Raw genomic sequence first — 22736 nt, forward strand, 5'->3', positions numbered from 1 at the left:
AGAGTGCTGGGGCTGCTGCGCGGCCCTTTCGCGACACAAGGCCGCTCCTACAGGCGTACGCAATCCATTGGAGCGGCCTTGTGTCGCGAAGGGCCGCAAAGCGGCCCCCAAAGATTTCAGAGAATGCGAACTTTCAGGGCGCGGCCCTTGATCTTGCCGCTGTTCAGGCGCTGCATCGCCTGCTTGGCCAGGGCCCGCTCCACCGCCACGAAGGCCTGGAAGTCGAAGATGGCGATCTTGCCCACCTGCTTGCCCGGGATGCCGGCATCACCGGTCAGCGCACCGAGGATGTCACCCGGGCGCAGCTTGTCCTTGCGGCCAGCGGCGATGCACAGCGTGGTCATGACCGGCAGCAGCGGTTCGCCACCTTTGTTCTTCAGGCTGTCCAGCTGGTCCCAGCGCAGCGGGCTCTTCTGCAGCGCCTCGATGGCCTGGGCCCGATGGCCTTCGGCCGGAGCGACCAGGCTCACGGCAAGGCCTTTCTCGCCCGCGCGACCGGTACGGCCGACGCGGTGCACGTGGATCTCGGCATCGCGCGCCAGCTCCACGTTGATGACCATGTCCAGGCCATCGATATCCAGGCCGCGTGCGGCTACATCAGTGGCCACCAGCACCGAACTGCTGCGGTTGGCGAACATGGTCAGCACCTGGTCGCGGTCGCGCTGCTCGAGGTCGCCGTGCAGGGCCTGGGCCACGATGCCCTTGGCGGTGAGGTGGGCGACCACGTCCTCGCACTGCTGCTTGGTGAAGCAGAACGCCACGCAGGACTGCGGGCGGTAGTGGCCGAGCACGCGGGTGACAGCCTCCAGGCGCTGTTGCGGGTCGATTTCGATGAAGCGCTGTTCGATCTGGTTGTCGGTGTGCAGGCTCTCGACCTTGACCTGCTGCGGCTTGCGCATGAAGTCGGCGGCCAATTGCTCGATACCGGCGGGGTAAGTGGCCGAGAACAGCAGGGTCTGGCGGCGCGACGGGGTCTTGCCGATGATGCTGGCGATAGCGTCGAAAAAGCCCATGTCGAGCATACGGTCGGCTTCGTCCAGCACCAGGGTATTGAGCCCGTCGAGCACCAGGGTGCCTTTGTCCAGGTGCTGCTGGATGCGCCCTGGGGTGCCGACGATGATGTGCGCGCCATGCTCCAGCGAAGCGATCTGCGGGCCCAGCGAGACGCCACCGCACAGGGTGAGGATCTTGATGTTGTCTTCAGCGCGGGCCAGGCGGCGCAGCTCTTTGGCAACCTGGTCGGCAAGCTCGCGGGTGGGGCACAGTACCAGTGCCTGGCAACCGAAGTAGCGCGGGTTGATCGGGTTGAGCAGGCCGATGCCGAAGGCGGCGGTCTTGCCGCTGCCGGTCTTGGCCTGGGCAATCAGGTCCTGGCCCCTGAGGATGACGGGCAGGCTCTGGGCCTGGATCGGCGTCATCGAGGCATAGCCGAGGGCGTCCAGGTTGGCCAGCATGGCGGCGGACAGCGGCAAGGTGGCAAAAGCGGTGGATTCGGTGGTCACGAGGCGGGCCTGCGTTGCGAAGCGAAAAATGCCGCATAGTCTACCAGCCTCGTGGCCATTCGCCCTAAGACTCCATGTGCGGTTCCGGACGACGGGCACGCCTTCCGTCCGTCGGCGACAGCTGCAGGAAGATCGCCGCCGCCAGCATGGCCATGATACCGATGGTCACGAAGGTCAGCTGGAAGGCGCCCAGGGTGGTTTCCACACCATCGGCATTGCCGGCTGCAGTGAAACCGCCCAGCAGTGCGCCTGCGCAGGCCACGCCCAGGCTCAGTGACAGCTGCGCGACCACCGACAGCAGGCTGTTGCCGCTGCTGGCGCTGGCATCGTCGAGGTCAATCAGGGTTACCGTGTTCATGGCGGTGAACTGCATGGAGTTCACCGCGCCCAGCAGGGCCAGTTGCACCAGCAGTACGGCATACGGGGTCTGCCCGTCGACCAGCCCCAGGCTGGCCAGCAGCAGGCCGAGCAGCACGGTGTTGCCGGTGAGGACGATGCGGTAACCGAGGCGTTCGATCAGCGGCCGGGCAACGGACTTGGCGACCATTGCCGCCGCCGCCAGCGGGATCATGCTCATGCCGGCCTGCGCCGGCGAATAGCCCAGTGCCACCTGCAGCAGCAACGGCACCAGGAAGGGCAGGGCGCCGCTGCCCAGGCGTGCGAACAGGTTGCCCAGAATGCCGATGGCGAAGGTGCGCACCCGGAACAGGCTGGGCGAGAACAGTGGCTCGGGATCGCGCCCGGCGCGCAGCCAGTAGGCCGCCAGGCAGGCCATGCCGGCGAACAACAGGAGCATCACCCGCAGGTGCGGCAGGTGCAGCTCGCCCAGGCCTTCCATGGCGATGGTGATCAGCACCATCGCCGCGCCAAACAGGATGAAGCCTGGGCCATCGAAGGTGGTGCGTTCGGCACCGCGCAGGTCGGGGATGAACTTCCACACGGCGTAACAGCCCAGCGCGCCCACGGGCAGGTTGAGCAGGAAGATCCAGTGCCAGGTGAGGATCTCAACCAACCAGCCGCCCAACGTCGGGCCTAGCAGTGGGCCCAGCAGGCCGGGGATGGTGATGAAGCTCATGATCCGCACCAGTTCGCTACGTGGATAGGCGCGCAGCACCACCAGCCGCCCGACCGGCAGCATCAGTGCGCCGCCCAGGCCCTGCACCACACGGGCGAAAATCAGAAAGCCCAGGCTGTTGGCCATGGCACACAGCAGTGAACCGAAGCTGAACAGCACGATGGCGCTGAAGAAGATACGCTTGGTGCCGAAACGGTCGGCGATCCAGCCCGAGGCGGGGATCAGCAGGGCCACGGTGAGCATGTAGGCGATGATCACACCCTGCATGCGCAGCGGGTTCTCTTCGAGCGAGCGGGCCATGGCCGGCAGTGCGGTGTTGAGGATGGTGCCGTCCAGGGATTGCATGAAGAAGGCGATCGCCACTACCCAGGGGATCCAGCGGGCGGTGACAGGGTCCAGCGGAGTGCGTTCGGGCATATGAACCTCAATGTTCAGTGTTGCCTGTCCCGGCCCCATCGCAGGCAAGCCGGCGATGAGGCCGGGATAGCCGATCACAATGTCAGGGTCAGCCCTTTGACCAGCGCCCCCGGCAAATGACTCGAACCGGTACTGCGCTGTCCATAGGTGCTGGTCGACAGGATCATCTCTCGCTCACAGGTCAGGTCTTCCAGCTGGCTGCCCAGCAGACTGTACAGGCTGTCATCGAAACGCATGGTGCTTACCGGCCCCTGAATCTGGCCGTTTTCCACCCAGAAGGTGGCGAAGCGGGTGAGCCCGGTCATGCGCGCAGCCGGCAGGTCCGAGTAGTTCAGGTACCACAGGTTGCTGATGTACAAGCCAGTACCCAACCGCGCCAGGATGTCTGCGTTGGCAAGATTTCCCGCTGCAAGGCTGAGTGCGCAGGGCGATTCGTAGCTGTCCGCGCCATTGGCAAGCAGCTCGAACTCGGCGGCACTGCGGGCACTGACCAGCCTGCCCAGCGCTTGCCCTTCTCTTATCAGTGGTACGTCCTGACGCGGCGAACCCTCATCGGAAAACGCCGGGCTCAACGACCCACTGACCTGCTCGTGGAAACACACCAGCGGGCTCAGCCGGGCATCGCCGCTGTACAGGCGCTGCAACGCACTGTTGCCAGTGGCCAGAGACTGCGCAGAGAAACCGCCCCAGCACAGCATGCCGGCGATTTCGTCCATCGCGGCAGGCGCCAGATAGGCGCGGTAGCTACCAGGCTTCAGGGTAATTGCCGGGCGGCCGAGGAAGCCCAGCTGTTCGCGGGCCTGGCGCAGGCGGGCGGTGAATTCGTCTGCATTCCACGCCTGGCCGGCATAATTCGCCTTCACGGCCTGGCCGTTACTGTGGAACAGGCTCCAGTCGAAGTTGAAACTGTTGGCCTGGTGCCAGCCGAAGGCCCCGTAAGAGCTGGCAAAGCCCCTGCAGATCGGGCCAGCGGCATAGATCCCAACCAGGTCCAGGTCGCCTGCTTCGCCGTCGAGCAGCGCCAGTACTTCGCCCAGCTCAGGCAGCGCCTGATCCTGCAGGCTGTGGCTGTGCCAAGCGCTCTGGTCCAGGCGCAGGTAGGGGTCCGCAGGCAGAAGGGGCAGCGTCTGGCGCAGCTGTTCAAGGGCTTCGCCCAGGCGCTGACGGTCCACTTGCGCATCGCCGCTCAGGGTCACTTGCTGTTCAGCCTGGCGCCCGTCGCGGATCAGCCTCAGGTGCGCACTGGCCTGGCTGACCTCGCCGGCCTGGCGCACCTTGGCATGGTTGAAACGCACGAATTGCGATTGTTCAGCGCTGTAGCCCAGGGTGAACTGTTCTTCTGCATGTTTCACTTCACGCAAGGCACTGACCAGTTGTTCGAAAGCATGCTGTGGTGTTGCGCTCATCAGGCGTCCCCCCCGAATACGTCGATCTGGCGGAACACGCAGGCCGGAGCGGCATGGCCCACCCGCACCACCTGGTTGGGTTCGCCCTTGCCGCAGTTGGGCGTGCCCAGTACCTGGAAGGTGCTACGGTCACCAACCGCCGCGAGGTTGCGCCAGAACTGCGCGGAGATGCCGCGGTAGTTGGGGTTTTTGACGATGCCTTTGAGCTCGCCGTTTTCAATCAACTGGCCCCATTCACAGCCAAACTGGAACTTGTTGCGCGCATCGTCGATGGACCAGGAACGGTTGGTGCGCATCAGGATGCCGTGCTCGATTCCCTGAATCAGTTGTTCAAGGGTTCGATCACCCGGCTCGACATTGAGGTTGGCCATACGGTCGATCGGTGCGCGGTTCCAGCCGCAGGCGCGGCTGTTGGCCACGCCATCGAGCCCGGAACGGAACTGCGACAGCGCGCCGCCCAGCGGGCGCAGCAACAGACCGTCACGGATCAGGAACTGCTTGCTGGCCTGGCTGCCGTCGTCGTCATGGCTGTAGCTGGCGAGTTCCTCCCCGATGGTCGGGTCGAAGGTCACGTTGAGCAGTGGCGAGCCGTATTGCAGGTGGCCGAAATCACTGGCTTTGACGAAGCTGGTGCCCGCGTAGTTGCGCTCGTCGCCGAGGATGCGGTCCATTTCCAGTGGGTGGCCGATCGACTCATGGATCTGCAGCATCATCTGGTCTGGCATCAGCAGCAGGTCACGCTGGCCGCTGGGTGTGTTGGCCGCCAGCAGCAGCTGCAGCGCCTCGTCGGCCACATGCTGAGCAGCACCGACCAGGCCGCAGCGTTCGATGATTTCGAAGCCACCCTGCTGGCCGAAGTTGTCCCGGCCCAGGCTACGGGTCTGGCTGTCCTGGCCGTCGCTGGCGGTGACACTCAGCCCCGGGAACAGGAACCGCTGAGCATGGCGCAGTTCGGCACCGGCGGAGTTCAGGTAGGTCTGCTCGACCAGGCTTTGGCTCAGGCTGGTCTGCCAGTCCACCAGGCGGCTGTCCTTGGGTATGCTGGCTGATTCGGCGGCGAGCAGGCCCAGGCAGTCGGCGAGGCTGGGCAGTGGGCGGTCGAAATTTGGCGAAACATGGTCGTGGCGCGAGCTGGGCACCGGCTGGTCGCGCAGGTCAAGCAGGCTGTGCCTGGCGATCTGCCGGGCCATGGCTTCGGCATGTTCCAATGCTCGTTGTAGCCCTTGCTGGGACAGATCGGCGGTGGCCGCGTAGGCCTCTACGCCGTTGACCCGCACCGTGAGCATGGCGCCCTCGTCCTGGCTGAAGAATGGCGGTTCGGCCACGTTACGGCGTACCGAAAGCGCCTGGTGGGACTGTTTCACATGGCGCAGGGAAAACAACTCGGCCGTGCTGCGCAGCGTGGCAAAGCGCTGGCGCAGCAGGGCGCTGGAATCGAACATGGAAAACCTCCGTGTGCACGGTGGCTCCCCCTAGAACCACCCATCTTGCATGGCCAGGCAGGTATCGTCGCGTGCCTCGAGCAATGCCAGCTCATTATGGCAGCCTGGTACCTCCCAGGTCAGGAAGTAACGGGCTGCCTGCAGTTTGCCCAGGTAGAAGTCGCGGTCTGCGGCATTGCCCTTGAGCAGGCCTAGCTCGGCATGTATCGCTTGTTCCAGCCAGCGCCAGCCGATCACGCAATGGCCAAAGGCCTTGAGGTACAGGGCCGAGTTGGCAAGGGCGCCGGCAGTCTGGCCTTGGGCGAGATCACCCAGCAGGCCGAGGGTCACGGCTTGCAGGCGAGTGACCAGTTGCTCGAGCGGTTGGCGCAAGGCATCAAGATTGGGGTGGTGGCTGGCGCGCTCACCGGTACTTGCGATCAGGCGAATCAGTTGTTTGAGGCCGGCTCCGTTGTGCTGTGCCAGCTTACGGCCCAGCAGGTCGAGTGACTGGATGCCTTCGGTGCCCTCGTGGATCGGGTTCAAACGGTTGTCGCGGTAGTATTGTTCTACCGGGTATTCGCGGGTGTAACCGTGGCCGCCCAGGATCTGGATGGCCAGTTCGTTGGCCTTCAGGCAGAAGGTCGAAGGCCAGGATTTGACAATTGGCGTCAGCAGGTCGAGCAACGCTTGTGCCCTCTGGCGTGCGCTTTCTTCATCAGCCGTCTGGGTGTCGTCGAACAGGCGCGCTGCGTACAGGCCCAGGTCGAAGGCGCCTTCCACGTAAGCCTTCTGTGCCAGCAGCATGCGTTTCACATCGGTGTGCTCGATGATCGGCACCGCCGGGCTTAGAGGGTCCTTGCTGTCCGGCAGCCGGCCTTGCGGCCGCTGGCGGGCATACTCCAGCGAATACAGGTAGCCAGCGTAGCCCAGCATCACTGCGCCCATGCCAACACCGATGCGTGCCTCGTTCATCATCTGGAACATGCAGGCAAGGCCCTGGTGTGGCTGGCCGACCAGGTAGCCGACGCACTGGCCATTGTCGCCAAAGTTCAGTGCCGTGGAGGTGGTGCCGCGCCAACCCATCTTGTGGAACAGCCCGGCCAGCAGTACGTCGTTGCGCTCGCCACGGCGGCCATCCTGATTGACCAGATACTTGGGCACGATGAACAGCGAGATGCCTTTCACACCGGGTGGCGCGTCCGGCAGCTTGGCCAAGACCATGTGCACGATGTTTTCCGACAGTTCGTGGTCCCCGCCGGAGATGAAAATCTTGTTGCCCTTGATCCGGTAGCTGCCGTCTGCGCAGGGTTCGGCGCGTGTGCGGATGTCGGCCAGGGACGAACCTGCGTGCGGCTCGGTCAGCGCCATGGTGCCGAAGAACCGGCCTTCGATCATTGGCTGCAGGAACAGGCGTTTTTGCTCGTCGCTGCCGAAGCTTTCGATCAGGTTGGCCGCGCCCATGGTCAGGAAGGGGTAGGCCGTGGTACCAGCGTTGGCGGCCTGGAAGTGGGCGAAGCAGGCCTGCGAGACCAGGCTGGGTAGCTGCATGCCGCCGACCTCGAAGTCGCGATTGGCGTTGAGGAAGCCGGCCTTGAGGAAGGCATCGACGGCAGGCTTGACCTCGGGGATCAGTTCAGCGCGGCCGTCCACGTAGCGCGGCTCGTTTTCGTCGGCCTTGCGGTTGTGCGGGGCGAAGTACTTTTCGGCGATGGTGCGCGCGGTGGTCAGCGCCGCGTCGAAGGTTTCGCGGCTGTGCTCGGCAAAGCGCGGGCGCTGGGTGAGGGCTTGGGCGTCGAGCACTTCGTAGAGTTCGAAGGCCAGGTTGCGGGGGCTGAGCAGGGTCTCGGGCATGGGGGCGGTCCTTGAGCGGGCTTGAGGCGAGTCTAGGATTGGCCGAATAAGACTGGCTACCATGATTGATTGAGATGATGTTCAGTCAAAAATCCTCGCATTTGGAGCCTCTGATGTTGGTTGACGGGGGAAGGGGCTGGGTTGAGTGAGCGTCAAGGCCACCCGTTCGCAGCAAATCTTGAAGCACGTGTGAGATCAAAAGGCATTCATCTGTCAGCCTTGGCACCTTTTAAGCTCTGCTATTCCACTGACTGCATGAAAAATTTGAGGCGTCAGAGGCGTGCTTGTAGAAGGCGACAGGAATATTCCTACGCGCTGCGCCGAAATCTCCTACGACCGCAGTGATGGAAAATGAGGTAGATATTGATTCTTCACTGTGGAGGAATTCTATGGACAGGATTTGTGAGTGGCGCGACGTTTGGAAAGAAGATTTAGAGAGGGTTGAAGACCCTTTTTTTGCTTGTTCGGTAGTTCAGAGGGCTTTGCTGGAAAATACGACCCTGCGTGGATTGTGTGACTTCCAGAAAGCATGTGATTTGCCTCTGGGGCGTCCTTTGCTGCAGGATGATATCTGGCGAGCTTTGAAGCTGGTGGAAGACGGCAGGTGGTTCCTTATTCGGGAGCAGCCAATTTCTCCAATTGATGTGTCGCGTTACCCTCGTTTGAGATGGGCGGAATCAAAGCTGGATTTACTGCTGTCTGAGAGTAAATACCCAGAAGCTGATGGCCCTGGCAAGTGGAAAACATTTAGTATTGATACAGATTTATTGTGGTCTGGGGTGGCGTTGGCCGCAAACTTTTTAACATCCCGAGGTGACGAGGGACGTCTTTTTTCGAGCGAGGGGAAAGACTATGCTAATACCCGTAGATTGGTAAGTCAGAGGTGGGTGCCATTAGGCGAAAAGGAGCGGAGCTTCGCCAGACTATCGGCTACACATCGATATGGGGATGTACGACGGATAACGCAAAACTATGTACAGGCAGATGATGCCTGGGCGATCACGGGGGAGTCCTGGCACTGGCGTCCTGTGGTACCTGACGAGGAGTATGAATATAGAATAGGGGCCTATTGATGGTGTCAACTACCAATAAGCAGCGAGCTCTATATTTGCTTTGGGCAAGTATGGATGCGTTTTATATTATTTTGTACATCTTGCGTAATATCGCCCGAGGCGCAATACCTTTTTTGTCGGATTTGAATAGTGGTCTTGACGTAGTGCGGAGTTGGGGTGGTTCAGGCATTGTGATCTGGGCCGGGCTGTTTTTACAGTTTTCAGTTATTGTTACATGCGTGGGTTTTTTCAGGTGTAAAAAAATCGTGGTGTTTTTGGCGCTGGTGCAGATGCCATTCAGATTTTTTTTCATCGTTCCGTCAGTTTCGGTGGTTTTGCTCTTGCCTATGGTCGTTGCTGGCATCAATAACTGGATATGGGTTGGGTTGTTGCTTGCTTCAGAAGCGTTTAAGGGGTGGAGTATCTGGTGGCTTTGGCGTAACTCTGGGGCGCGCATGGTGGAAAGATAGCGTGGCAACTGCTCGGCCATGGTTGCCCGCTTTGTGGTTTGACGGTATTTCCCTGTTGGCGCGGCTGCCGCCCCGCATTCCTTCGCTCATGCGACAAGGCTGACAACCATGGCCTCACAGGCATGGCCACGTTGCAACAAATGTGAGCAGCCTTGTGCTGCGCAGCGCCGCGCGGGCGGCGCTCGGCCTCACAGGCGCTGAAAAGGGTGAGGCGCGAACACCTGCCAGTCTCACCGCATTCCGGCCAGTTCCGGCAGATCATTTTAGGTTTTCACCTATTCCATGTAGTCCATTTCCCAAACATACTCCCAACCCCCTCCAAGCCATTGCGGTGCTCTGGGTAGGGCCCTAGTCTCGGGTGGTCGCTGCCGAATCAGTGACCGGCTTTGACAGGCCGCTTAGGTCAAACCGAATCGCTTTGCCTTTATGGCAGCTGTGCATGGGGCACTTCGTGTGCGCCGGGTTTTGGTTTGCCTACCGGTCTGTCAACCCATGTACAGCTGCCACCCTCTTGTTTGACAGCAGGTGTGTAGTGGCCTTTATCACTAGGTGAACCATGATGCTGAAGATAGTCCCCGATCCACCCTAACGCCCATTCCCTTGAAGACACCCTGATCCAGGCCACGGATCACGCGCTGTGTGCCGCAACCGTGGTGCACCACGCCATGCAGCTGCAGCCCAGGTCGCCGGCTTCGATCCTGATGATGACCACGATGCATGAACTGGAGGCGCTGCGGGCTTTGCTTGAGTCTGCATTGGTTCAGGTGCAGATGCCCGCTGAGGCCAGACCTGTGCATTGAGGCTGCGTAATGTGTTGCCTGGGCTGGCCTCTTCGCGGGTAAACCCGCTCCCACAGGTACTGTGCAAGCCTTGGGGCTTGTGATGAACCTGTGGGAGCGGGTTCACCCGTGAAAGGGCCAGGCCAGGCAGTCGAGAATTATCAGGGGATTGAACAATGACAACAGAAGACACCCAGTTCACCGTCGGCAAGACCACCTTCTACCAGGGCGAGAATGGCACACATCCACTGTTTCGCATCGAGCCGGGTATCCCGTGCCGGGATGCCTGAGAGCAGTCTTCGGAGTTGATGGGCTATGTGCGCGAACTGACCATTACCGGGTTGATGGATGAGAAAACGATGATGCTCTGGGCTGCGCATTATTTGAGTGCGATGGCCAAGGCACTGATGGATGATGCTGAGTTGGGGATGAAGCAGTGAGGGCCTGGCTTCAGGCTGCATGAAGGCCCCAATGTATTCGCCGCAGCAGTTTCAGCGCCTGTGAGATCGAGCGCCGCCCGCGCGGCGCTCGATCTCACAGGCGCCAAACATCTCAAGATATGCGCCCATAAAAAAGGAGAGCCGAAGCTCCCCTTTTTTATCAACAGCAATCAGCCAATGGTCATCAAGCTGGCATTCCCCCCCGCCGCCGCGGTGTTCACACTCACCGCCCGCTCAATCACCAGCCGCTCCAGCGCAATCTGGTGATCCCCGCTGGACAGCCCGTGCACACCGACGATCGCACCAGCACGCTTGGCCACCTGCTGGCACACGCTGCGCAGCTGGTCCGAATCGCCATGGTGAATCACGGCGTCGAACGCCACTTCATCCTTGTTCCAGTCCGCCACCAGCTTGACCTTGGCCTGCAGCTCACGCGGCAGGCGGGCACGCAGGGCTTTGCCAGGCTCGCTGTCTGCCCACACCGCCGAGCTGCCGACGGCCAGTACTGCGGCCAACTGCGCCAGCAGGTCAGCCTCGTTGTCGGCCAGGCACAGCACGTGCTCGCGTGGCAGGATGGTGTAGCTGTTGCGCTCGCCGGTCGGGCCTGGCAGCAGGCGGGCGATGCCGCTCTGCGACTGGCTGGCGAACTGGTCGCACAGCGCAGCCAAGTCGGCCAGCTGGTTGCTCTGGGCCCAGGCCTTCAGGCCGTGCAGCGGCTTGATCAGCTGATCGTGCAGGGTGCGGTCCGGTTTGCCTTCGCCATCCTGCTGCTGGAAGTGACGGCCAATGGCGTCTGCCGGGCGGGTCGACAGCAGGCGGTACAGGTACAGCGGGCCACCCGCTTTCGGGCCGGTACCGGACAGGCCTTCACCACCGAATGGCTGCACGCCCACCACCGCACCAACGATGTTGCGGTTGACGTACATGTTGCCGGCGTTGGCGTTCTCCACCACTTTGGCGATGGTCTCGTCGATGCGGGTATGCACGCCGAGGGTCAAGCCGTAGCCGGAGTTGTTGATCTGCTCGATCAACTGGTCGAGGTTGCGGCGGTTGTAACGCACCACGTGCAGTACCGGGCCGAAGATCTCGCGCTTGAGCTCATCGAAGCTCTCCAGCTCGATCAGCGTTGGCATCACGAAGGTGCCACGCTTGGTTTCAGCAGCATCGGCGATGGCGACCTGATAAACAGGGCGGCCTTTTTCGCGCATGCCCTGGATGTGCTTCTCGATACCGGCCTTGGCTTCGGCATCGATCACCGGGCCAATGTCCACGGCCAGGCGGTCCGGGTTGCCCAGGCGGCTTTCGGCCATGGCGCCTTTGAGCATCTCGATCACGCGGTCAGCCGAGTCTTCCTGCAGGCACAGTACGCGCAGGGCCGAGCAGCGCTGGCCGGCACTGTCGAAGGCCGAGGACACCACGTCGATCACCACCTGCTCGGTCAGCGCCGAGGAATCGACGATCATCGCGTTCTGGCCACCGGTTTCGGCGATCAGCGGGATCGGACGGCCCTGGTTGTCCAGGCGCCCGGCGACGTTGCGCTGCAGCAGGCGCGCCACTTCGGTGGACCCGGTGAACATCACGCCCTTGACGCGTTCGTCGCCGACCAGGCCGGCACCAACGGTTTCGCCGCGCCCTGGCAGCAGTTGCAGCACGCCTTCCGGAATGCCGGCTTCGAGCAGCAGGCGCACAGCCTGGGCTGCGATCAGTGGGGTCTGTTCGGCTGGTTTGGCCAGTACCGGGTTGCCGGCAGCCAAGGCTGCGGCCACCTGGCCGGTGAAGATGGCCAGCGGGAAGTTCCACGGGCTGATGCACACCACTGGCCCCAGTGGGCGGTGGGCGTCATTGCTGAAATCGTTGCGCGCCTGCACGGCGTAGTAGCGCAGGAAGTCAACGGCCTCGCGCACCTCGGCGATGGCGTTGGCGAAGGTCTTGCCGGCCTCGCGGATGAGCAGGCCCATCAGCGGCTGGATCTCGGCTTCCATCAGGTCAGCGGTGCGCTCCAGAATCGCTGCGCGCTCGGCGGGTGGAGTGGCCTGCCAGATGGGGGCGGCATTGAGCGCGCACTGGATGGCGTTGTCGACGTCGGCAACGGTGGCTTCCTGCACGTGGCCGACCACGTCGCGATGATCTGCCGGGTTCAGTACCGCTGTGGCAGCGCCTTCGCTGGCGGCGCAGGCCAGCAATGGGGTGGCTTTCCAGTCATTGTGGGCCGTGGCCAGCATGGCGCAGGACAGCGACGCCAGGCGGTGTTCGTTGGCCATGTCGATACCGGCCGAGTTGGCCCGCTCACTGCCATACAGGTCACGCGGCAACGGGATGCGCGGGTGCGGCAGGCCGATGCTGCCTTCCTGGGTGGCCATGCGCTCGATACTGGCGACCGGGTCGGCGACCAGTTCCTGGATGGAGATCGAGTGGTCGGCGATACGGTTGACGAACGAGGTGTTCGCGCCGTTTTCCAGCAGGCGGCGCACCAGGTAGGCCAGCAAGGTTTCGTGGGTGCCGACCGGCGCGTAGACGCGGCACGGGCGATTAAGCTTGCCTTCCGAGACCTTGCCTACAACCTGCTCGTACAGCGGTTCGCCCATGCCGTGCAGGCACTGGAACTCGTACTGCCCCGGGTAATAATTCTGACCGGCGATGTGGTAGATAGCCGACAGAGTGTGTGCGTTGTGAGTAGCAAATTGCGGATAGATGGCTTCCGGTACCGCCAGCAACTTGCGGGCGCAGGCGACGTAGGAAACGTCGGTGTACACCTTGCGGGTGTAGACCGGATAGCCTTCCAGGCCCTCGACCTGGGCGCGCTTGATTTCGCTGTCCCAGTAGGCGCCTTTCACCAGGCGGATCATCAGGCGGTGACGGCTGCGTTTGGCCAGGTCGATGACGTAGTCGATCACATACGGGCAGCGCTTCTGGTAGGCCTGGATGACGAAGCCGATCCCGTTCCAGCCGGCCAGCGAAGGCTCGAAGCACAGGCGCTCGAGCAGGTCGAGCGACAGCTCCAGGCGGTCGGCCTCTTCAGCGTCGATGTTCAGGCCGATGTCATACTGCTTGGCCAGCAGAGTCAGCGACAGCAGGCGCGGGTACAACTCTTCCATCACCCGCTCGTATTGAGCGCGGCTGTAGCGTGGGTGCAGTGCCGAGAGCTTGATCGAGATGCCCGGGCCTTCATAGATGCCGCGGCCGTGGGAGGCCTTGCCGATCGAGTGGATCGCCTGCTCATAGGACGCCAGGTATTTCTGCGCATCGTGCTCGGTCAGCGCGGCTTCGCCGAGCATGTCGTAGGAGTAGCGGAAGCCCTTGGACTCGAAGCGGCTGGCGTTGGCCAGCGCTTCGGCGATGGTCTCGCCGGTGACAAACTGTTCGCCCATCAGGCGCATGGCCATGTCGACGCCCTTGCGGATCATCGGCTCGCCGCTCTTGCCGATGATGCGGGTGAGCGAGGTGGTGAGGCCGGCTTCGTTGTGGGTGGAAACCAGCTTGCCGGTCAGCAGCAGGCCCCAGGTGGCCGCGTTGACGAACAGCGACGGGCTGTTGCCCAGGTGCGGGTGCCAGTTGCCGCTGCTGATCTTGTCGCGGATCAGCGCGTCACGGGTGCCTTTGTCGGGAATGCGCAGCAGGGCTTCGGCCAGGCACATCAGCGCCACGCCTTCCTGGGACGACAGCGAGAACTCCTGCAGCAGGCCCTGGACGATGCCGGCGCGGCCACCGGCGCTCTTCTGGTTGCGCAGCTTCTCGGCGATGCCGGCGGCCATCTTGTTGGTCGCCTCGGCCAGGGGCGCGCTCAGGCGCGCCTGTTCCAGCAGCATCGGCACCACTTCCTGCTCGGGGCGGCGATAGGCGGCTGTAATGGCCGAGCGCAGCACCGACTGGGGCAGGATGCTCTCAGCGAACTCCAGGAAGCACTGGTGCGCATGGTCGGGCTGTACTTCACCGGCATCGTCGGCCGGGCTGTTGGCCTGACCGTTGAGTTCGGTCAGGGTGGCGCCACCCTCGAGCTTCTCCAGGTAGTTGAAGATTGCTTGCTTGATCAACCAGTGCGGCGTGCGGTCGATGGACTGCGCAGCTGCCTTGAGTCGCTCACGGGTAGGGTCATCGAGTTTGACCCCAAGGGTGGTCGTCGCCATTTCTTATCCTCGTTATTGCCACGGTTGTGGCCTAAGCTAACGCCAAGAGTAGCCGTAGGACATTTCGGGTGCAACCAGGTGCAACCCGATTTTTTGACGGAAAAGGTGCAACTCGTCCGATGAATGATCCTACGCTTCAAATACGTTTTTTTCTGATGCGTTTTGTTCTGAAAAACGCGGGTTTTGCTCCATAAAGGAGCAAAAAAGCGGCATTACCTGAAAATGCACGAGAAGGTGCAACTGGCGGACGAAAAGTGGTTGCACCCTATTAACGTTGTTGCATAGGATTCGCCGCCTGGGTGCAACCGTCTCGATTCGGTTGTGCATGAAATAAAAACAAACGCCAGGGCACAAGCATGGGCAATCCACTAACGATCACTTTCGTGATCTATATCGCGGTAATGGTACTGATCGGCTTTGCCGCCTATCGCTCCACCAAGAACCTTTCCGACTACATTCTGGGCGGTCGCAGCCTGGGTAGCGTTGTCACCGCGCTTTCCGCTGGTGCTTCCGACATGAGCGGCTGGCTGCTGATGGGCCTGCCGGGCGCCATCTACTTTTCAGGTCTGTCCGAGGCCTGGATCGCCATCGGCCTGACCGTCGGTGCCTACCTCAATTGGTTGTTCGTCGCTGGCCGTCTGCGCGTGCAGACAGAGCACAACGGCGATGCGCTGACCCTGCCGGACTACTTCTCCAGCCGCTTCGAAGACAGCAGCGGCCTGCTGCGGATCATTTCGGCCATCGTCATCCTGGTGTTCTTCACCATCTATTGCGCCTCCGGTATCGTCGCCGGCGCCCGTCTGTTCGAAAGTACCTTCGGCATGTCGTACGAGACTGCGCTGTGGGCCGGTGCTGCGGCAACCATCGCCTACACCTTCATCGGTGGCTTCCTGGCGGTGAGCTGGACAGACACCGTGCAGGCTTCGCTGATGATCTTCGCGCTGATCCTGACCCCGATCATCGTGCTGATCTCCACGGGTGGCTTCGACACGACCTTCCTGGCCATCGAGGCGCAGAACCCGGCGCACTTCGACATGCTCAAGGGTGCTTCTTTCATCGGCATCATTTCGCTGATGGGTTGGGGCCTGGGCTACTTCGGTCAGCCGCACATCCTGGCGCGCTTCATGGCCGCCGATTCGGTCAAATCCATCGCCAAGGCGCGCCGCATTTCCATGACCTGGATGATCCTGTGTCTGGTCGGTACCTGCGCCGTGGGCTTCTTCGGTATCGCTTATTTCTCCGCGAACCCTGACCTGGCAGGCCCGGTCACCGAGAACCACGAGCGTGTGTTCATCGAGCTGGCGAAGATCCTGTTCAACCCTTGGGTGGCCGGTGTGCTGCTGTCGGCCATTCTGGCCGCGGTGATGAGTACCTTGAGCTGCCAGTTGCTGGTGTGCTCCAGTGCGCTGACCGAGGACTTCTACAAGGCCTTCCTGCGCAAGAATGCCTCGCAGCGTGAATTGGTCTGGGTCGGTCGCCTGATGGTGCTGGCCGTGGCCCTGATCGCCATCGCCATGGCTGCCAACCCGGAAAACCGCGTGCTGGGCCTGGTGGCCTACGCCTGGGCCGGCTTCGGTGCCGCCTTCGGCCCGGTCGTGCTGATCTCGGTGCTGTGGAAAGGCATGACCCGTAACGGCGCGCTGGCCGGTATCGTGGTCGGTGCGCTGACCGTGATCCTGTGGAAACAGTTCGACACCATCGGTTTGTACGAAATCATCCCGGGCTTCCTGTTCGCCAGCATCGCCATTGTCGTGGTGAGCAAGCTGAGCAGCCCGTCGAGCAGCATGGTTTCGCGCTTTGAAACCGCTGATGCCGCGTATCACGCTGAAAAGTAATACCTGACACCTGTCGGGTCGAGGTGCCCCGGCCGCCGCTAAACCGGCGGTCGGGGCGCTGTCGATCGGCAGCCAGGCCTGACTCCGCCGGCAAGGCAAGGTAAACTTGCCGCTCGCGCAGGAGTTGCCATGAACTATCGTCACGCCTTCCACGCCGGCAACCATGCCGACGTCCTCAAGCACATCGTGCTGACCCGCCTCATCGCCCTGATGTCGCGCAAAGAACAGCCGTTCGCCTATATCGACACCCACGCCGGTTTGGGCCTGTATGACCTGCAAGGCGACCAGGCCACCCGTACCGGTGAGTACCTGGAAGGGGTCGCGCGCCTGTGGAACCGCGATGATCTACCGGCCATGGCCGCCGATTACCTGCGCATCATCAAGCGCCTGAACAGCGATGGCGAGTTGCGCTACTACCCCGGCTCGCCGGAGCTGGCCCGCCGCCTGATGCGCCAGCAGGACCGCGCCCTGCTCAACGAGAAGCACCCCGAAGACGGGCCGCTGCTCAAAGAGAACATGAAGAAAGACCCGCGCGTGGTGGTGCACCTGGGTGAAGGCTGGCATGTGCCGCGGGCGTTGCTGCCGGTGCCGGAAAAGCGCGCGATCATGCTGATCGACCCGCCGTTCGAACAGGCCGATGAGCTCAAACGTTGCACCACCTCGATGAAAGAGGCGATCGGCCGCATGCGCCAGACCGTCGCGGCCATCTGGTACCCGATCAAGGACCAGCGCTCGCTCACCCGGTTCTACCAGGACCTGACCAGCACTGGTGCGCCCAAGCTGCTGCGGGTCGAGCTGTACGTTCACCACCAGGACAGCCCGCAGGGCCTCAATGGTTCGGGCCTGGCAATTGCCAACCCGCCATGGGGGCTGGAAGAAGAACTCAAGGAACTGCTGCCCTGGCTGGCCAGAGAACTGGCGCAGACGGCCGGCAGCTACCGGATGGACTGGCTGATCGCTGAATAAAGCGGGTGCCCAGGCCGGCCCTGTCGCCGCCGCGGCGCCGCTCTTTGCGCGGCGCCGCGCCTGTCGGTGCCGGCTTGCCGGCGATAGGGCCAGTTGGAAGTGTTTGCGTTATAATCCCGCCTTTTAGCCGCCACCCGCCCCTGAGGCCGCTGGCGCATCTCTACCGAATGAAGAGGCTAATCCCTTGGCATTGACGATTCTTGGCCTGTCCGGCGCCCTTAGCCATGACCCTTCCGCGGCCCTGTACATCGACGGCAAACTGATTGCCGCCGCCGAAGAAGAGCGCTTCGTGCGTGACAAGCATGCGAAGAACCGCATGCCTTACGAGTCGGCGAAGTTCTGTCTGGAACAGGCCGGCATCAAGCCGTCCGATGTCGACGTGGTCGCCATCCCGTTCGCCCCGATCAGCCTGTTCGGCAAGGCTCGCTGGCACTATGCCAAGCGCTACTGGTATGCCCCGGACCGTGCCCTCGACGCGATCCTGATGGGCAACCGCCGTTACAAGCGCTACCGCAAGAAGATCGTCTGGTGCCTGGAGCAACTGGGCTTCGACCCGAAAAAAGTCAAGATCGAGCCGGTCGAGCACCACCTGGCGCATGCCTCCAGTGCCTATCACTGCTCGGGCTTCAAGGAAAAGACCGCGATCCTGGGTATCGACGGCAAGGGTGAGTACGCCACCACTTTCTTCGGCTATGGCGAAAACGGCAAGATCCACAAGATCAAGGAATTCTTCGACCCGGATTCGCTGGGCGGCCTGTACGGCGCGATCACCGAATTCCTCGGCTTCGAAATGCTCGATGGCGAATTCAAGGTCATGGGCATGGCGCCCTATGGCGATGCCAGCAAATATGACTTCTCCCGCCTGGCCAGCTTCGAGAACGGCGAACTGGTGATCAACACCGAGTATGCCAACGTCATCGGCCTGCGCCGCTATAAAGAGAAGGGCAAGGGCTTCTACTTCTCGCCGAAACTGATCGAATGGCTGGGCCCAAAGCGCGAAGGCGACATTGCCGACGAGCCCTATATCCATTACGCAGCGAGCATGCAGGCGCTGTTCGAGAAGCTGGCCTTGCAGATGATCGACCACTACCTGGGCGACACCCTGCGTGAAACCGGCAAGCTGGCCTTCGCTGGCGGCTGCGCGCTGAACGTCAAGCTCAACCAGAAGATCATCGCCCGTCCGGACGTCAAAGAGCTGTTCGTCCAGCCGGCCTCCGGTGACGCCGGTACTGCAGTCGGTGCTGCGGCCTATGTGTCGCATGCCCGTGGCGTACCGGTCGAGAAGATGGAGCACGTCTACCTCGGCCCTTCGTACTCCAACGAAGACGTGATCGCCGCCTGTGCCCGTCACCCGAACCAGCCGAAATGGCGCAAGCTCGACGACATGCCCCAGCAGATCGCCCGGATCATGGTCGACGGTAACCCGGTGGCCTGGTTCCAGGGCCGCATGGAATTCGGCCCGCGCGCGTTGGGTGGCCGTTCGATCATCGGCTGCCCGAGCGTCGAAGGTGTGGCTGACCGCATCAACCACCAGATCAAGTTCCGCGAACGCTGGAGACCTTTCTGCCCGTCGATGCTCGACACCGTCGCCCCGCAAATGATCAAGATCGATCACCCGGCGCCGTTCATGACCTTCACCTTCGAAGTGGCCGAAGAGTGGAAAACCCGTGTGCCGGAAGTGGTTCACGAGGATGGCACTTCGCGTGCCCAGGTGCTCAAGCGTGAGTACAACCCGCGTTACTACGACATGATGAAGGCACTGGAAGACCTGACCGGCAATGGCGTGTCGCTGAACACTTCGCTCAACCGCCGTGGCGAGCCGATGATCTGCTCGCCGACCGATGCGCTGAACATGTTCTTCGGTTCGGACCTGCAGTACCTGATCATGGAAGACATTCTTGTTGTGAAGGACGGCGCCGCCGCGTATGACCAGCCGCTCTGAACCGCGCATCCTGCAGTTCTGCCATGGCTACGACGGGCCGTTCCTCGACTGCGCCCGTCAGTACGCCAGCCTGTTCCAGGGCAGCGGCTACAAGGTCACCACGGTATTTCTCACCGGCGCCGCCGACCCGCAGGTTGCGGCTGGCTGCGCGTCGGACGAGGTGCTGTTCCTCCAATTCAGCTCCAAGGCCGTCCGCGGCCTGAAGCTCGGCGCCATACGCGCCCTGCGCCGCATCGCGGCCGAGCGCAATTTCAGCTTCTGCATCGCCCACCGTTTCAAGCCGATCTACGTGGCTTTGCTGGCGACGGGCCTGCCGGTGATCGGCGTGCACCATGCGTTCGGCGACTATGAGCGCAAGGGGCGGCGCCTGTTCGCCAACCTGTTCAGCAAACGGCTGAGCCTGCTTGGCGTGTCGGACGCCGTGCGTGACGACATGCGCCGTTGCCTGCCTCAGTGGCCGGCCGAACGTATCCAGACGCTGTACAACCGTATCGACATCGAGGCCCTGCAGGCCGCACTGGTACCGCGCGCTGAAGCGCGTCAGGCCCTTGGCCTGGATGCGCAGGCGTGGGTCGTCGGCAATGTCGGGCGCCTGCACCCGGACAAGGACCAGGCGACCTTGCTGCGCGGCTTTGCCCAAGCCCTGCCTGAGCTGCCGGCCGGCGCTCGTCTGGCGATCCTCGGCATGGGGCGCCTGGAAGACAAGCTCAAGGCGCTGGCTGGCGAGCTGGGCATTGCCGGGCAAGTCGACTTTCTGGGCCAGGTCCCGGATGCGCGCCGCTACTTCCAGGCATTCGACGTGTTTGCCCTGAGTTCCGACCATGAACCGTTCGGTATGGTCCTGCTCGAAGCCATGGTGGCCGGCGTACCTGTGCTGGCAACGGCCTGCGGCGGGGCTCGTGAAGTGGTCGAGGGTGTGGGTGTGTTGTTCCCGCTCGGCGATGCCTCGCAGCTGGCCCAAGGCTTGAAGCATATGGCGTTGCTGGACGAGCAGCAGCGCGATGCATGCGCCTCGCACATGCTGCAGCGCCTGCGCGAGCGTTTCTCCGATCAGGCCGTGCGCGAAGCCTTCTGGCAGCTGCCGCAGGTAAGCGCGCTGGTGGTGGGCAAGTGATGCTCAATCATATTCAGGCTTGGCGAGAACGCGGATGGCAGGTGATCGACGCTGCCGCCTACGCCGAGGCGTGGGCACGCTTCGGTGGCAGCGTTGCCACGCACCCGCTGGTGATCGAGCAGTTGGCGGACCTGGCGCAGATACCCGTGCGTTACCTGGGCTGGCATCAGGCAGGCGAGCTGAAGGCTGGCGTTGCGACCTGGGGGCGTCATTTGGCGCTGTCCAAGGACGTGCTCAAGCGTGCCGGCAAGAAAGGCCTGTTTGACCTGGGCAATGCCGAGATCATTCTGCCAGCCGCTGGCGATGCCGCCGCACCCTTGCGCCATACCGCGCGCTACCTGTCCGAGCTGAACCAGGGGCGCTTCAGCGGCCTAAAGGCTCAGAAAGAGCAGTTGGCGATGGCCCGGGCGCATGAAGACCTGTCGAAGAAATTCCGCTACAACCAGCGCCGCGAGTTGCGCCTGCTGGAAGAGGCGGGTGGTGTGGTGCGCCCTATTACCGATTTCAATACCCAGCAGATCGCGGCCATGTATTGCGACCTGTTCCAGCGCCGCTGGGGGTTCCCGGCCACCGGTGCCGAGCGTATGGCCGATGTGCTCGAGCGCCTGCGTGAGCTGCTGATCGGCTCGGTGCTGTTGCTCGACGACAAGCCCATCGCCATCCAGCTGGTCTATCGGGTCGAAGCGCCGCAGTGGATCAGTGTCGAGTACGTCAACGGCGGCGTCGACCCTGAGACCAAGGCCTTCAGCCCTGGCAGCGTGCTGAGCTTCCTCAACACCCAAGCTGCCTGGGACGATGCCCGCGCACGCAACAAACCTCTGCGCTTCTCGTTTGGCCGTGCCGACCGCGAGTACAAGGACCGTTGGTGCAACCCCGTGCCGGTGTTCCAGGCGTGAGCCGCAAACAGCAGTTGCTCAAGCGCCACCGGCGCAACAAGCGCCTGGGGCTGCTGGCCGGCCTGGCGGTGCTGGTTGCCCTGGGCGTATTCGCCTGGTGGTGGCTGCCGTTGTTGCTGCTGCCGCTGCTCTGGGCTGCCCACGAAGCTTGGTTCGCTGATCATCTGTTCTATGCACCGGGCGAAGATTACGCCTATAACTTCGGCGAGCAGACCGGCGAAGCGCCTGTCACCTTGCGTGACGGCGTGCTCAAGGTCGATGCGGCGCTGCAGGGTAATGAAACGCTGATCCTCGAAGTGCGGGTAAAAAGCGGATGGCTGGGGCGTTTTCTCGACCCGTGTGTCGAGCTGCTGGCCGATGAGTGTGCTGACCGGCAGGCGTTCGAGCGCGGTGTCGACGGCGTTCGCTTCCTGAACCTGACCGGGCTGGCTGCACCGCTGCAGGCCGGTACGCTGCGCGTGCGCGGCCGTCACTGTCGTTTGCAGGGCCAGCCGCGTCTGTGGATAACCGCCGGCGTCGAAACGCAGCGCCGTCGCGTGATGGTGATCGCGCCGCATGCCGATGATGCCGAGCTGGCGGCCTATGGCCTTTACAGCCAGGCGGACGAAGCCTGGGTGGTGACCTTGACCGCTGGCGAAATCGAAACAGAGCACTACCAGCAGATGGGCATGGGCAAGGCCGAGGCGGCACGGCTGAAGGGCCGTCTGCGCGCCTGGGACAGCATTGCCGTGCCGCGCTGGGCCGGGGTGCCAGAGGCGCGTTGCGTGCAATTAGGCTACTTCTGCCTGCAACTGCCCGCCATGCAGGCAGCGCCCGATGTGCCGGCCGTTTCCCGAGAAGCCGACATGGCCGATATCCGCCCGTTCCGTCGCTTCAACCCGTTGCGGTTGCCGGCCGACAGCGATGGCGCGCCAACCTGGAACAACCTGCTGGCTGACTTGCGTGCGCTGCTGGAGATGGCCCGGCCTGAAGTGTTGGTCATGCCGCACCCGCAACTGGACCCGCACCCTGATCACATCTGCGCCCATGTTGCCGTCATGCAGGCGCTGCAGGGCTTGGCGTGGCAGCCGCAGACGCTGCTGTGCTATGCCAACCATCTGCACGACAACGACCGCTGGCCCATGGGCAACAGCGGCGATGGAGTGGCCTTGCCACCGCAATTGAGTGCCGACCAGCCGTGGGCACCCTGCAGCCTGGTGCTGGACCTGCCAACGCAGCGCGACAAGGCGATGGCCCTGGGCATGATGCACGACCTGCAACCTGGCGCACCGTTCAAGCGCCGAGTGCGTCGGCTGTTGCAGCGCTGGCTGGCCGGGCGCCGGCCATCGCCTTACGGTGAGAACGAGTTCTTCCGCAAGGCCGTGCGCCGGCATGAACTGTTCTGGCGCCGTGAGCTGTAGATGATGCCGATGGTTGACCGCGAAGGCGCAGAGCGCCCAAGGA

Annotated in this window: 14 protein-coding genes and 2 pseudogenes; 9 read left to right on the top strand and 7 right to left on the bottom strand. The window is 62.7% G+C overall.

The window, feature by feature from the left end; all coding sequences use genetic code 11:
- Window positions 1-116 precede the first annotated feature (116 nt).
- The 5 genes from dbpA to JOE27_RS18995 all read right to left on the bottom strand — a co-directional run bounded on the left by dbpA (window position 117) and on the right by JOE27_RS18995 (window position 7675).
- Window positions 117-1454 (bottom strand): ATP-dependent RNA helicase DbpA, encoded by a 1338-nt coding sequence (gene dbpA, locus JOE27_RS18975; RefSeq protein ID WP_237859352.1) that lies wholly within the window; start codon window positions 1452-1454, stop codon window positions 117-119.
- A gap of 112 nt (window positions 1455-1566) precedes the next feature.
- Window positions 1567-2994 (bottom strand): multidrug transporter subunit MdtD, encoded by a 1428-nt coding sequence (mdtD, locus tag JOE27_RS18980; protein ID WP_039604767.1) that lies wholly within the window; start codon window positions 2992-2994, stop codon window positions 1567-1569.
- Window positions 2995-3068: 74 nt separating this feature from the next.
- Window positions 3069-4400 carry a TldD/PmbA family protein gene (locus JOE27_RS18985; protein ID WP_115273438.1) on the bottom strand — a complete coding sequence of 444 codons (1332 nt, stop codon included), beginning with the start codon at window positions 4398-4400 and terminating at the stop codon, window positions 3069-3071.
- Window positions 4400-5842, bottom strand: coding sequence for a TldD/PmbA family protein (locus JOE27_RS18990; protein ID WP_204919460.1), 1443 nt, complete (start codon window positions 5840-5842; stop codon window positions 4400-4402). The genes JOE27_RS18985 and JOE27_RS18990 overlap by 1 nt, the downstream gene beginning before the upstream one ends.
- A 30-nt stretch (window positions 5843-5872) precedes the next feature.
- Window positions 5873-7675, bottom strand: a complete 1803-nt coding sequence (locus JOE27_RS18995) for an acyl-CoA dehydrogenase (RefSeq protein WP_204919462.1) — start codon at window positions 7673-7675, stop codon at window positions 5873-5875.
- A 344-nt stretch (window positions 7676-8019) separates the two neighbouring features.
- On the opposite strand from JOE27_RS18995, the gene JOE27_RS19000 reads away from it, so the two are divergent.
- Window positions 8020-8748, top strand: a complete 729-nt coding sequence (locus JOE27_RS19000) for a hypothetical protein (RefSeq protein ID WP_144415439.1) — start codon at window positions 8020-8022, stop codon at window positions 8746-8748.
- Between the two features lie 61 nt (window positions 8749-8809).
- On the opposite strand, the gene JOE27_RS19005 is transcribed toward JOE27_RS19000, so the two are convergent.
- Window positions 8810-9217, bottom strand: coding sequence for a hypothetical protein (locus JOE27_RS19005; RefSeq protein ID WP_158621129.1), 408 nt, complete (start codon window positions 9215-9217; stop codon window positions 8810-8812).
- A 539-nt stretch (window positions 9218-9756) separates the two neighbouring features.
- On the opposite strand from JOE27_RS19005, the pseudogene JOE27_RS24910 reads away from it, so the two are divergent.
- Together JOE27_RS24910 and JOE27_RS19010 are read left to right on the top strand one after the other, a co-directional pair.
- Window positions 9757-9997: pseudogene (locus JOE27_RS24910) on the top strand (hypothetical protein).
- Window positions 9998-10152: 155 nt separating this feature from the next.
- A pseudogene (locus tag JOE27_RS19010) lies at window positions 10153-10416 on the top strand (DUF3077 domain-containing protein).
- Between the two features lie 170 nt (window positions 10417-10586).
- Here the strand turns inward: JOE27_RS19010 and putA are convergent.
- On the bottom strand, window positions 10587-14540 hold the full coding sequence (putA, locus tag JOE27_RS19015; protein ID WP_119688170.1) for a trifunctional transcriptional regulator/proline dehydrogenase/L-glutamate gamma-semialdehyde dehydrogenase: 3954 nt from the start codon (window positions 14538-14540) through the stop codon (window positions 10587-10589).
- Between the two features lie 356 nt (window positions 14541-14896).
- Between putA and putP the strand changes: the two genes are divergently transcribed.
- From putP to JOE27_RS19045, 6 genes are all read left to right on the top strand, one after another.
- Window positions 14897-16375, top strand: coding sequence for a sodium/proline symporter PutP (gene putP, locus JOE27_RS19020; RefSeq protein WP_119688171.1), 1479 nt, complete (start codon window positions 14897-14899; stop codon window positions 16373-16375).
- Between the two features lie 129 nt (window positions 16376-16504).
- Window positions 16505-17341, top strand: a complete 837-nt coding sequence (gene rlmJ, locus JOE27_RS19025; protein ID WP_115273445.1) for a 23S rRNA (adenine(2030)-N(6))-methyltransferase RlmJ — start codon at window positions 16505-16507, stop codon at window positions 17339-17341.
- A 184-nt stretch (window positions 17342-17525) separates the two neighbouring features.
- Window positions 17526-19283, top strand: coding sequence for a carbamoyltransferase (locus JOE27_RS19030; RefSeq protein ID WP_115273446.1), 1758 nt, complete (start codon window positions 17526-17528; stop codon window positions 19281-19283).
- Complete coding sequence (locus JOE27_RS19035) at window positions 19267-20397, top strand: glycosyltransferase (protein WP_046785063.1); 1131 nt, start codon at window positions 19267-19269, stop codon at window positions 20395-20397. The genes JOE27_RS19030 and JOE27_RS19035 overlap by 17 nt, the downstream gene beginning before the upstream one ends.
- A complete protein-coding gene (locus JOE27_RS19040) occupies window positions 20397-21293 on the top strand; it encodes an antimicrobial resistance protein Mig-14 (protein WP_119688173.1) in 897 nt (298 codons plus the stop codon). Before JOE27_RS19035 ends, JOE27_RS19040 begins: the two co-directional genes overlap by 1 nt.
- Window positions 21290-22693, top strand: a complete 1404-nt coding sequence (locus JOE27_RS19045; protein ID WP_115273449.1) for a PIG-L family deacetylase — start codon at window positions 21290-21292, stop codon at window positions 22691-22693. Before JOE27_RS19040 ends, JOE27_RS19045 begins: the two co-directional genes overlap by 4 nt.
- Window positions 22694-22736: the final 43 nt, after the last annotated feature.

This window comes from Pseudomonas sp. M5 (assembly GCF_016907075.1).
Lineage (GTDB): Bacteria > Pseudomonadota > Gammaproteobacteria > Pseudomonadales > Pseudomonadaceae > Aquipseudomonas > Aquipseudomonas putida_E.

Coding starts and splice junctions, on each gene's coding strand:
- dbpA (WP_237859352.1), bottom strand. CDS start 1,454: ATGCTGGCCAACCTGGACGCCCTCGGCTATGCCTCGATGACGCCGATC.
- mdtD (WP_039604767.1), bottom strand. CDS start 2,994: ATGCCCGAACGCACTCCGCTGGACCCTGTCACCGCCCGCTGGATCCCC.
- JOE27_RS18985 (WP_115273438.1), bottom strand. CDS start 4,400: ATGAGCGCAACACCACAGCATGCTTTCGAACAACTGGTCAGTGCCTTG.
- JOE27_RS18990 (WP_204919460.1), bottom strand. CDS start 5,842: ATGTTCGATTCCAGCGCCCTGCTGCGCCAGCGCTTTGCCACGCTGCGC.
- JOE27_RS18995 (WP_204919462.1), bottom strand. CDS start 7,675: ATGCCCGAGACCCTGCTCAGCCCCCGCAACCTGGCCTTCGAACTCTAC.
- JOE27_RS19000 (WP_144415439.1), top strand. CDS start 8,020: ATGGAAAATGAGGTAGATATTGATTCTTCACTGTGGAGGAATTCTATG.
- JOE27_RS19005 (WP_158621129.1), bottom strand. CDS start 9,217: ATGGCCGAGCAGTTGCCACGCTATCTTTCCACCATGCGCGCCCCAGAG.
- putA (WP_119688170.1), bottom strand. CDS start 14,540: ATGGCGACGACCACCCTTGGGGTCAAACTCGATGACCCTACCCGTGAG.
- putP (WP_119688171.1), top strand. CDS start 14,897: ATGGGCAATCCACTAACGATCACTTTCGTGATCTATATCGCGGTAATG.
- rlmJ (WP_115273445.1), top strand. CDS start 16,505: ATGAACTATCGTCACGCCTTCCACGCCGGCAACCATGCCGACGTCCTC.
- JOE27_RS19035 (WP_046785063.1), top strand. CDS start 19,267: ATGACCAGCCGCTCTGAACCGCGCATCCTGCAGTTCTGCCATGGCTAC.
- JOE27_RS19040 (WP_119688173.1), top strand. CDS start 20,397: ATGCTCAATCATATTCAGGCTTGGCGAGAACGCGGATGGCAGGTGATC.